This is a genomic window from Blautia coccoides (assembly GCF_034355335.1).
GTDB classification, from domain to species: Bacteria; Bacillota; Clostridia; order Lachnospirales; family Lachnospiraceae; genus Blautia; species Blautia producta.
Window position 1 is genome coordinate 3,003,891 of sequence record NZ_CP136422.1, and the last position, 12,326, is coordinate 3,016,216.

Genomic DNA, 12,326 nt, shown 5'->3' on the forward strand with positions numbered 1-12,326 from the left:
CTATAATATATCTATCAAGGTACACAGGAGGTTGGTATGCCTAATTTGATCAAAGAAGCAATGTTTTCTGCCGGTGTATTTCTGGACCTGCTGTCTGAGACAACGGATGATTACCTTTATATGTGGGACATTCAGAACGGGACTTTTTACGTATCGGAAAACGCTTATGATGATTTTGGTATTGACCGCAGCATAGAGAACGATGTGCTGACCATATGGGGAAGTGTTATGGTGGCCGAAGACTTGAAGCTCTGGCTTGAAGATCTGCAGCTAATCCAGGCCGGCGTCAAGGATTATCATGATATGGAGTACAGAGTCTACAGAAAGACAGGCCAGATCATATGGGTGTCCTGCAGGGGCAAGGTGAAGACCGATGAACAGAACCGTCCCCTTTTTATGATAGGCAGGATTTCCAATATTGGCAAGCAGAACAAATTTGATAACGTCACTGGGCTGATGAACAGAAACCAGTTTGAGCATGATGTCTGCCAGATCCTGAAATGCGGAAAGCGTATGCAGGGTGTTATGGTGGTACTGGATATTGACAATTTTAAAAATATCAATGAGAAGTACAGCTATGCCTTTGGAGACAGGGCTTTGAATATGATTTCCACACGAATCCAAGAGCTGCTCCCTCCGGGATGTCAGATGTATCGTCTGGACGGTGATGAGTTTGCCTTTCTGATGGAGGGCGGTACCAGAGAGATCATTCAGGAGATCTATGAAAATATACAGATGTTTGTGGCCAATCATTTCACAGTGGATGAGCAGTCGCTGCTGATATCCATCTCAGCAGGTGCCTGTGTGATCCCGGAAGACGGAAGAACTTATCAGAAATTATTCAGACATGCGGAAAATGCAGTGGAGATCGCAAAGATGAACGGAAAGAACCAGCTTGTGTTCTTTTCCAGAGAAATGTACAACAGAAGGCGGAAGATCATGGAGCTGCAGGAGAGCCTGCACGCCTGTGTGAATAACGGGTGCAGTGAATTTGAGCTGTTCTATCAACCCCAGATCGACACTTCTACCCAGAAGGTTATCGGGGCGGAGGCTCTGCTGCGCTGGCATTCTCCAAAGCATGGGGAGGTTTCTCCTATTGAATTTATTCCTCTTTTGGAGGAGAATCACCTGATCATCCAGGTTGGAAAATGGGTTCTGGAGGAGGGCGCCAAGCAATGTCTGGAGTGGCAGAAATATGACCCTGATTTTACTATGAGCATCAATGTTTCCTATGTCCAGTTAAAAGAAAATGCCCTGTTGGAATATCTTAAAAATGAGCACGTGCCAAAAGTGTCCGCAAAGAATCTCATTCTGGAACTGACAGAGAGCTGCTGGGTGCCAAATCTTCATTTTCTGAACCAGGAGTTTAGGGATATGCATGAGATGGGGTACGGAATTGCCATAGATGATTTTGGAACCGGGTATTCCTCCCTGAGCCATCTAAAGGAACTCCCTGCAAATGTCATCAAGATAGACCGCAGTTTTATCAAGGGACTCAGCAAAGGCAGCTATGAGTACATATTTCTGGAATATATTGTAAAACTGGCGCATATCATTCACCTAAAAGTCTGTGTGGAGGGTGTGGAGACGAAAGAGGAATTTGATACGGTTATGCAGGCTTCCCCGGACTATATACAGGGGTATTTATTCGGACGGCCGGTATGTGCCCGTGAATTTGAACGCCTTTATTTTGCCCCGACTCAAGAGAGATGAGCACAGAGAGCAGCAGAGCCGCGATTGCACATTCCTTCTTCTTATGTTAAGATAGAACGAGTGTGAACAAGGTTTGCAGAAACTTGAAAATTGCCGTGCATATACAGGGTATATGGGGCAGAGGAGTACCGACAAGATGAAAAAAAGAAAACAGCCGCTGCTACTGGCAGTGACTTTGATGGGTAGCTGTACGCTTGTGGGATGCGGTGAGAGGAATACAGTGACAAACTATCAGGATCTGCCGGAGGATATCACTTCCATAACCTTTTTCGGCAACAAATACGAACCTGAAAATGTCACTGTGATCGAAGAGATAATATCCGGATTCATGGATGAGAATCCGGATATTCGTGTGTCCTATGAGAGCCTGAAGGGAAATGAATATTTCGAGGCTCTCCGTAAGAGAATGGATGCCGGTAAAGGTGATGATGTCTTTATGGTGAATCACGATATTGTGCTGGAACTGGAAGAAGAGGGGAAACTGGCGGAGCTTTCAGAGTTGGATATTATTACGGACTATACAGATACCATGCTGAGTCAGATGGAGGATCAGGGGGATATTTACTGGGTGCCCACCACAGTGTCCGCCTTTGGTCTGTATTGCAATCAGACACTGCTGAGAGATCATGAGCAGGAGATTCCCGAGAACCTGGCCCAGTGGGAACAGATCTGTGAGCATTTTGTAGAAGAGGGAATCACCCCTGTGATAGCCAATAATGATATTTCGCTGAAAACATTGGCAATCGGAAAAGGGTTCTATTATACATATCAGGAGGATAGTCAGAGGGAAGTGTTTGCACAGCTCAATGAGGGACAAGAAATGCTGAGCAAATATCTGTACCCCGGTTTTTCTCTGGCTGAGGAGTTTATCGAAAAGGGATATGTCAGCGCCGCGGACACATTAAAAACGAATAAGACCTCAGATGATTTAGATGAATTTGCCAGGGGAGAGTCCCCTTTTATGCTGACCGGAGCCTGGGCTGCGGGAAGGGTAAAGAGTATGGTGCCGGATCTTGAGTTTGAGGTGGTTCCGTATCCGGTGCTGGAAGACGGTTCCCTTTTGGTCATCAATGCAGATACCAGGCTGAGTGTAAACGCTGACAGTGAACACATGGCAGCATCATTAAAATTCGTGGAATACTTCACCAGACCTGATAACGTCCAGAAATTCGCGGACCAGCAGTCTTCCTTTAATCCTCTGAACAACGGAAGCCCTTCTTCTGTCCAGGAAATCCAACCGTTGGTATCCTGTTACCAGTCAGGAAGAACTGTGATCGGAACGGACGGCCTGCTGGAACTTCCCATATGGGAATGGACAAAAGAGGTTTCAGTTAAACTGCTTTCCGGTGAGAAACTGGATTCTGCAATGGAATGGCTGGATGAAGAAAATAAAAAGGAAAGGGGTATGCGGTGAGTCAGAATAAAGAAACTTCCGGCATAAAGAGAAAGACAGCCTTGGCTGCAGTGATCGTAGGGAGCGTCCTTTTCCTCTTTACCTTTCTTTTTGTGCAGGGGGTCAGAAAACAGCTCTGGGAACAATCCATCAATACGATCATGGAAAGTACCCGGCAGGGATGCAGCACTCTTAAAGTGCAGCTACGTAAAAATTTTGAATCTATGGATACCGTAGCCGGTTATGCGGAGGGATTTACAAAAGAACAGAAAAAAGAGCTGGGCAGACTGATAGAAAATTACAGTGATATAGAAGACGGTGTGTATCTCTATCTGTCGGACGGCACCTGTATCCCGGAGGCATCACAGAAGGATAAGGGCGTGGAGGATGCACTTAAGAATATAGACAAGGATTCCGGCATACTGGATCCCCATATCAGCAGTGCCACCGGCGTCAATGTCTTTGATCTTTTTGTCAGGACAGAGCTTAAAGATGGGACCACAGGATATCTCATTAAGCAGTATGAGGTGGAGAGTATTGTGGACAGCTTCAGCCTGTCCTTTTACAACAATGCGGGATTTTCCTATGTTGTAAATACAAAGGGAAATGTACTTATACGTTCCCCTCACCCAAACAGCAATAAGACCGTGCAGAATTTGTTCGATATGCTGCCTTTGACCAGAAATGAGGAGGTCGGCATAACCAGCTTCAGGCAGTCTCTGAAGGAACTGCGCACGGGATGGGCGGTCTTTTATTATCAGGGTGAGGATACGGTATTCAGCTATACACCTCTGAAGCTGGATACAGACTGGTATCTGATCTCTATCATACCGAAGCGTGTGGTGAACGCGCAGACAAATGTGATCCTGATGCGTTCCATGGCGTTGATCGTGAGTATACTGGCTGGTATTTTCCTGTTGGTGGCTTTCTATCTGTACTATGTGAACAAAGTCAATAAAAGACTGAGAAGCCAGGCGAATTACATCGGCCACCTATATAACGCCATACCCGAGGGGGTTGCCCTTATGACAGTGGAACAGCCGTATCATCTGCTTCAGCTCAACCGGGAAGGGCTGCGCCTTTTGTCCTATCCTGAAAGTGCGTCCAATGATGCGCCAAAGGGTATCAGCCTTCATGACATTATCCATCCGGATGAACTGGAACAGGTAATGCGGATCTCGGAAGAGAAACCGGACAGGGATAACAAGCATGTTTTTGAAAACAGGGTGATGAAAAGGGACGGCAGTTATTTCTGGGCAGCCGGAATTGTGGAGAAAACCTTGGATGAAAATGATTCTCCGGTTTTGATCGCTGCCTTCCGCGATGTGACAGAAGAAAAGGCAAGGGCAGAGGCAGAAGAGCGGGCAAAACTGCAGGAGCGCCTCACCTTGGTAGGAGCAATTTCTAATGCATATCCTGTGATCATCAGCATCAATCTTACAAAAGATACTCTGGGTTTTATCTATATCGATCCGGATCTAATGCTGGGCATAGGAAGACAGAAAACATACAGTGAGCTTTTTGAAGACATGCGCCATACCATCCATGGAGACAATATGGAGGATTATATGGAGCGGTTTGCCCTTGATAACATCAGGGAGATACTGGAGGAGAAAAAAGAGATATTCCTGGAAGCAAAGCAGAAGCTTACGGATAATATTTATCACTGGACCTCCACGCAGATCATCCATGTGGATAATCCCTATTCAGAGGATAGGTTGGCAATCCTCATTTCCCGCCGTATTGATGAACAGCGCCACGAGGAGGAGCAGCAGCGCCAGGCACTTCAGAGTGCCCTTGATAATGCCATGGCCGCCAGCAGCGCCAAGAGCCGGTTTTTGTCTAATATGAGCCATGATATCCGTACACCTATGAATGCCATTGTAGGAATGGCGGCCATAGCTGCGGCCCATATCAACGACAGGGACAGGGTGTCTGAATGTCTGAAAAAAATCGGTCTTTCCAGCAAACATCTTCTCAGTCTGATCAACGATGTGCTGGATATGTCAATGATCGAGAGCGGCAAGCTCTCCCTGAGATATGAGCCGTTTAATTTCGCGGAGCTTATTTCTGATCTGACAGAGCTTTTGAAGCCTCAGGCAGATGCAGGAAGACTGAATCTGGAGGTCAGCCTTGCCGGGCTGAAAAACGAAAAAGTCATTGGAGACCCTCTGCGTGTTCAGCAGGTGTGTATTAATATTATGAGCAATGCCATAAAATATACTTCCGCAGGGGGAAGTATCCGGGTATCTGTGACGCAGAAAGCAGGAGGCCGGAAGGGATATCTGAACTATGTGTTTTGCTGCAGGGACACGGGGATCGGCATGAGCGAGGCGTTTATCGAACGGCTCTTTCAGCCCTTTGAACGCGCCCAGGATTCCACAAAGAGCAAAGTTACTGGAACTGGTCTGGGCATGGCTATCACAAAAAATGTGGTTGATCTGATGAACGGCAGCATCCAGGTGGAAAGTACACCCGGAGCAGGTTCTGAATTTACAGTGACCTTCCCCTTAAAACTGCAGGATACCGGGGGAGATGAAGTGCCTCATGAGTGGCTGGGGGTACGCTGCCTCATGGTCGATGATGACAGGAAGATCTGCGAAAACGCGGCAGAACTTCTGGACGACATGGGCCTTCGGGCTGAGTTTGTCACAGATGGGAGAACAGCAGTTAAAAATGTCCTACAGGCAGAGAAAGACGCGGATCCCTTTGGTCTGGTGATCGTGGATTGGAAGATGCCGGATATGGACGGCGTAGAAGTGACACGCCGCATCCGAAAGGTCATAGGGGCAGATACGCCGGTGATCGTGCTGACTGCCTACGACTGGTCAGAGATAGAAAGTGAAGCAAAGGCCGCGGGTGTAACAGCATTCCTGGCAAAACCATTCTATCATGCTAAGTTCTGTAATCTCCTGGGTGAGCTGAGCGGCAAAACCGTACAGGAAGAGATAAGACGTCCTTCTGACAGAATGGATTATTCGGATAAACGGATCCTTCTTGTGGAAGACAATGAGATCAACAGGGAGATAGCCCGGGAACTGATCGGCGAGTCAGGGGCAGAAATAGAGGAAGCCTGTGACGGTGTGGAAGCTGTGAAGATGGTTATGGATTCCCGGGAAGGGTATTATGATATGATCCTGATGGATATTCAGATGCCGCGTATGGATGGGTATGAAGCTGCGAAAGCGATCCGAAGAATGGACCGGAGGGATGTGAAGAAAATACCCATTATAGCCATGACAGCCAATGCCCTCGCTGAGGATGCCCAGGCCGCTGTGCATGCAGGAATGGATGCGCATTTTCCAAAGCCCATAGATATCAATGCGCTGGATAAATTGTTGTATCAGTTCCTGGGAGCAGAATCTTAAATTGCCGTGTACAGTCATTGGCGGTTTATTATCTGCGAGTTACGTGGAAATGGAAAGCCCGGTATCCGGTTTACGGATATGGGGCTTTCCTTTATGGGAATCTTATAAACTCAAGGTTTCCTGGGCATTTGGAATCCCTCCAATGCAGTGTTTAAAAAGCGGTTAAAGGGCTGCATCTTCGTAAATACATCCTCCGCCAGATCCAGAAAATCATCTGCAGATCTGATGAGTTCATCACTTACCGGATATTCCAGGTACCAGCTCTTATATTTTAGATATTCAGCCTGGGGATGTGTCTTGTCGTAGCCGGCGGGAACATTTTTAAGGGAAGTTCCGCTGACGGTAAAATATTTAGTAAAGTCCCGATCCGTGATGAGGGCTTCCCATTGTTCCGGGTGATCCGCTATGTACTCTCTTATCATAGAAGTGGCCTCTTTGAACATATCCGCGAACAGTCCGCCGCCTAAAAAGGAGCTTCCTCCCGGTTTTATCATGAGATAATACCCTACAGGTACAGGCAGCTTTCCCATAGGGGCAATATGTGCCCGGAACGCAGGGTTATAGGGGGATTTATCATGGCTGAAACGGGTGTCCCTTGTAAGTCTGAAGGTCAGATCCTTCGGTTCATTGTGGAGGATACTGGTGTCAGTGGAGCCGATCCTGAGGATCAGTTCTCTGATCAGTTCTTCAAACTCCGCGCCGGCGGCTTTGTATTCCTCCTTGTGGGCGTGATACCATTCCCGGCAGTTATTTTGTTCCAGATCGGTAAGATAAGTCAATATTCGTTCTGTATTCATCTATACATTCTCCGTTTCGTTATTTATAATGGTGGATATCTGCGTGGATTTTAAGAAATCCTGAATAAAGCGTTTTGTATGGTCAGGGGTCCTGTAGGCTTTACAGAACTGAAAACTCCCTGACAGTCCGTCTATATCCTCCATGGCATTTTTAACCTCCATAAGTGTATCCGGTGGGATTTCTGCATAAGAGGTATATTCTGTTTTTGACGGATCGATTCGGTGGTTTTGAATGGCATAGCTGACCCTGTTTTTGCATCGGCATGTTCCACGGCCATATTCTCCGCAGTATTCTTCCAGGAAATCAGCCATTTTCTTACGCACACGTCTGAGCCTCTGCCGGTATGCCTCCGGGCTGATACCTAGAATTTCCCCTGCAATACGGCTGTCTGCCCTAAACATAGTGCCCAGAATGAAAATACAGCGGCTCTCAGTGTCGAGACACTGGAGCATGACATTGGTGCATGACAGTTTCAGCTCCTCAGCCAGCACGGCCTTTTCTATGTCCTGAGCCGGATCCGGGATATCCAGGGCTTTGCCATGTTCAATGTCATATCCGTAGAATTCAAAACTGAGCGGATGACGGGAAAACATACTTTTTTTATAGTTTTTCAGATGGTTGGACGCAATGCTGAAAACCCATGTGGTAAATGAACTCTCTCTTCGGAAGGAGGAGAGATGAGTGATGAGCTTCAGGAGTATTTCCTGGGTGGCGTCCTCAGCGTCGGGGAAACTTCCCAGCATCCGGAGAGACAGATTGAACACCAGATCCTGTACGCTTAAAATAATGGTTTCCAGGGATTTTTCGTGACCGGCAGTTGCCTTCTCAATCAGTACGGTCAGTTCTTCGTTATTTTTTATATTCATTATAATTACCTCCTATTAAGTTAGACAGGAAATTTACATGTTTGTGACACATAAAATGCGCTGAGGCGCTGATCATTTACATCATAAAAGATGGGACCCCAAAAAGCAATGGAAGATCGTGAAAGAAAATAGTCTGTTGAAGGGCTATGCGTAGTTTACATTATTTTCGATAAGTGTTAAGATAAAATGAACAGGCAAAAAAGAGAAACAGCGGGAATGCTGCTGTAATGAGAGGATTGAACGAATGGGAAAGACAATGGATGCCGGGCGTGCTGTCAAAGAATTCTGCAATACCTGTTTTATGCTTAGGAAACCGGAGCTGGCTGCAGAATTTCTGGACAGTGATGTACGCTTTGCAGGGGCAGGAGACAGGGAATATGCGTGTGGAAAACAGAAGGTGGTGGATTATTTCTGTAAGGACATACATAATATAAGGGATGCATTTTATCCGGAAGTTTCTGTTATCGATGAACAGCCTCTGAGCGAAGAGATCATAAGCCTTTCCTGCAGGGTGGATTTAAAAAACGAGACGTACGCCTGGCAGATGCGGGTGCATTTCACCCTGGCGCTGCAGAGCGAAGGGTGGCGGATCAAAAGCATTTGCCTTTTAGATACCAAGAGTGGCCAGGAGGAGCAGCTACATATCTATAACAATATTCCTGGAGCTGTATTTTGCTGTAGATTTGATGACTCCTTTTCCGTCATTGAAGCGAATGACGGCCTTTTTGAATTTCTGGGATACACCAGAGAGGAGTTCGCCGCCATGGGCAATAAGATGTCTTCTGTTATCTATCCGGAAGACCTGGCAGTCATGACGGAGAAACTGAAGGAGCAGTTAAAGTACGGCAATACCATACATAACCAAAACCGGCTGGTCTGCAGGGATGGTTCCGTCAAATGGATTTCCATAAAGGCCCAGCTCTTTACTGAAAAATCAGGAGAACAGTATTTTTATTGTGTTTTTGTGGATGTCACTGAGGAAAAGCAGATCCAGGAGAAATCCAGGGAATTATTTGAAAAAGAGATGGCTTACTTTGCGGAGCTGTCCTCTTCCGAGAAAAATTTCCGCGGCCGGATGAACGTGACGAAAAACTGCGTGGAGAGCTACGTATCTGCCCTTGACGACGCCATAACCCATGTGGGAGCCACCTATGAGGAGACGGTGCGGAATATGTCCCAGTCCGCTGTGGACTGGCAGTATGGAGAAAAGATCAGCAGTGCCCTAGACAGGGAGAAGGTATTAGCGGATTACAGTGCAGGAAAAGTGGATCACAGGTTTGAATTTTTGAGAAGGAGAAAAGACGGAAGTGTGTTCTGGAGTAATACCAACTTTCGTTTCCAGCAGAATCCCCAGACCGGTGATATTATGGTTTTCTTCTATACATTTGATGTGACGGAGCAGAAAACCCAGGAACAGATCTTAAAAAAGATAACGGATCTTGGCTTTGAGTTTATCGCTGACATTGATATCCGCCGCGATACCTATCAACTGATATCCTTTGACGAAGATGCATACGGAATCCTGCCAAAGAGCGGGCACTTCCAAAAGGAGGTCAGGGAGATAGCAGAGAGCACAATGGAGGGAGCAGCCCGTGAATCGTATCTGAAGTACCTGGAATACAGTTATATGGAGGAACGGCTGGAGGAATGTGAATCCTATTCCTTTATTGTAGAGATGAAAAATGAGGCCAAGGAGCCGCGGGTCAAGCGCTGCGAGGTCTTCTACATAGATCGGGAACTGGGACGGGCCTGCCTGGCAAGAACGGATGTGACAGATGTGGTCCGTCAGGAGCAGCGCCAGAAGGAAGAAATGGCAGCAGCTCTGGTGGCGGCAGAGCAGGCAAACGCGGCAAAGTCAGATTTTCTTTCCCGTATGAGCCATGAAATCCGTACGCCTATGAATGCCATTATCGGTATGAGTGCCATAGCGGCCCAGTCCATAGGAGACGATGAGCAGGTGGCAGACTGTATTGCCAAGATAGGAATCTCATCGCGCTTTCTTTTGTCACTGATCAACGATATTCTGGATATGAGCAGGATCGAGAGCGGCAAGATGCTGCTGAAGAATGAAAAGATCCCCATGGAAGAATTTTTAAATGGGGTCAATTCTATCTGCAATGCCCAGGCCGCGTCAAAGTGTGTGGATTACGAGTGTATTGTGGACCCCGTGCTGGATGATTACTACATGGGGGATGCCATGAAGCTGCAGCAGGTGCTCATCAACATTTTGTCCAATGCCATTAAATTCACCCGTGAGGGCGGCAAAGTAAATTTTTCTGTTGCCCAGATGCGCAGAACAAAAAATGATGCGGTTCTCCGGTTTGTCATCAATGATACCGGTGTAGGCATGAATGAGGAGTTTATTCCTCATATATTTGAACCTTTTTCCCAGGAGAGCACAGGTACTACAGCCCTCTACGGAGGTACCGGCCTTGGGCTTGCCATTTCCAAAAACATTGTGGACATGATGGACGGGCGCATTATTGTGCGCTCTATCAAAGGAATCGGTTCTGAGTTCACTGTGGATGTGAAGCTTGGCATCACAGAGGAGGAAAAGCTGCATCACAGCCAGAAAAAACAGAATTATAATTTTTCAAATCTCAAGACATTGGTTGTGGATGATGACGTGGCTGTCTGTGAGAGTGCCATGGTCACCCTGAAAGAGATGGGAATATCTGCAGAGTGGGTGGACAGCGGTCCAAAAGCCGTAACCCGGGTACGGAATCTGTGGAACAACGGAAAATATTTTGATATGATACTGATCGACTGGAAGATGCCGGAGATGGACGGCATAGAGACTGCACGGCGCATCCGCAGCATTGTGGGGGCTGAGGTGACGATCATTATTGTGACAGCATATGATTGGAGTTCCATTGAGCATGAGGCAAAGATGGCCGGTGTCAATCTGCTGATCAGCAAGCCTATGTTTAAGTCCTCCCTCATATTCGCCTTTTCCAAAGCCCTTGGTAAAAAGGAAGAGGAAAAGGAAAAGAAAAAAGATGCGGAAATGGACTATGATTTCACAGGGAAACGTGTGCTTTTGGCAGAGGATCATCCTCTGAATACGGAAATCGCGGTTATGCTTTTGGAGGGGAAAGGCTTTACTGTGGAGACTGCGGAGAACGGTCTGCGTGCCCTGGAGCTGTTCAGCAAATCAGAGGAGGGATATTACGATGCTGTATTGATGGATATCCGTATGCCTCTCATGGATGGACTGACAACGGCTACCAACATCCGTCATCTCAGCAATTTAGACGCGAAGACTATTCCGATCATTGCCATGACTGCGAATGCCTTTGATGATGATATTGAAAAAAGTAAGGCGGCAGGGATGAACGCTCACCTGGCAAAGCCCATAGATCCGGCAAGACTGTTTCAGACCTTGTATGACTTTATTTTCAGAAAGGAAGACTGAATGAGCGCGGAATAATACTTCTGTCCAAGGGGCAGGCTCAAAGAGAGAGCCTGCCCCTTGTCCGGGAAGGCGGGACTGTAAGGAGGAATTACATGGATAAGATATTTGTGGTGGAAGATGAACGGAAGCTTTGCAGGGAGCTTATGGCAGTTCTTGAAAAAAACGGATATAGCTGTGTCAGCTCTGAAAATTTTGAGCATATGGCAAAAGAGATCCTGGATGCGGAGCCAGATCTGGTCCTTCTTGACATAAATCTTCCGGGCTGTGACGGCTTCAGCATCTGCAGAGAAGTGCGGCAGTCCTCCCAGGTGCCTATCCTCATTGTCACAAGCCGGGATACCAATATGGATGAAGTGTTCGGGTTCCATGTGGGAGCAGATGATTTTATTACAAAGCCTTATAACATCCATGTGCTTCTTGCACGTATGGAGAGACTTCTCAAACGCTGGGGCGGCCAGCAAAAGCCTGATCTGCGTCTGACCCACAAAGGTGTTGTCCTGGATATTTTGAAATCCCGTATAGAGTATGACGGCAAACAGGCTGACCTTACTAAAAACGAGCTGGGTATCATGCGGATCCTCATGGAAAATAAGGGGAATGTAATCCCCAGGAATGAAATCATCAAAGCCCTGTGGGAACAGGACGAGTTTGTGGAGGACAGCACCCTTACGGTGAACATTAACAGAATCCGAAAGAAACTGGAGAATATGGGGGTTACTGATTTTTTGGTTACCAGAAGAGGGCATGGCTATCAAGTGTAAAGGAGTATGGAG

Annotated in this window: 7 protein-coding genes; 5 read left to right on the forward strand and 2 right to left on the reverse strand. The window is 47.0% G+C overall.

The features are described 5' to 3' along the window. The first annotated feature begins 36 nt into the window (after positions 1-36). From BLCOC_RS13340 to BLCOC_RS13350, 3 genes are all read left to right on the forward strand, one after another. Positions 37-1,713, forward strand: coding sequence for a bifunctional diguanylate cyclase/phosphodiesterase (locus BLCOC_RS13340; RefSeq protein ID WP_115622452.1), 1,677 nt, complete (start codon positions 37-39; stop codon positions 1,711-1,713). Positions 1,714-1,849: 136 nt separating this feature from the next. After that, positions 1,850-3,127, forward strand: coding sequence for an ABC transporter substrate-binding protein (locus tag BLCOC_RS13345; RefSeq protein ID WP_115622453.1), 1,278 nt, complete (start codon positions 1,850-1,852; stop codon positions 3,125-3,127). Next, positions 3,124-6,474, forward strand: a complete 3,351-nt coding sequence (locus BLCOC_RS13350; protein WP_115622454.1) for a response regulator — start codon at positions 3,124-3,126, stop codon at positions 6,472-6,474. Before BLCOC_RS13345 ends, BLCOC_RS13350 begins: the two co-directional genes overlap by 4 nt. Before the next feature lie 110 nt (positions 6,475-6,584). Here the strand turns inward: BLCOC_RS13350 and BLCOC_RS13355 are convergent, their stop codons facing one another. Then, complete coding sequence (locus BLCOC_RS13355; RefSeq protein WP_115622455.1) at positions 6,585-7,271, reverse strand: DUF2461 domain-containing protein; 687 nt, start codon at positions 7,269-7,271, stop codon at positions 6,585-6,587. Continuing rightward, on the reverse strand, positions 7,272-8,138 hold the full coding sequence (locus BLCOC_RS13360) for an RNA polymerase sigma factor (protein WP_018594055.1): 867 nt from the start codon (positions 8,136-8,138) through the stop codon (positions 7,272-7,274). A gap of 244 nt (positions 8,139-8,382) precedes the next feature. Between BLCOC_RS13360 and BLCOC_RS13365 the strand changes: the two genes are divergently transcribed. Continuing rightward, entirely contained in the window at positions 8,383-11,553 is a 3,171-nt protein-coding gene (locus tag BLCOC_RS13365) for a PAS domain-containing hybrid sensor histidine kinase/response regulator (protein ID WP_115622456.1), read from the forward strand. A 92-nt stretch (positions 11,554-11,645) separates the two neighbouring features. Beyond that, positions 11,646-12,314: a response regulator transcription factor gene (locus BLCOC_RS13370; protein ID WP_115622457.1), complete on the forward strand. Its 669-nt coding sequence runs from the start codon at positions 11,646-11,648 to the stop codon at positions 12,312-12,314. The last annotated feature ends 12 nt before the right edge of the window (positions 12,315-12,326 follow it).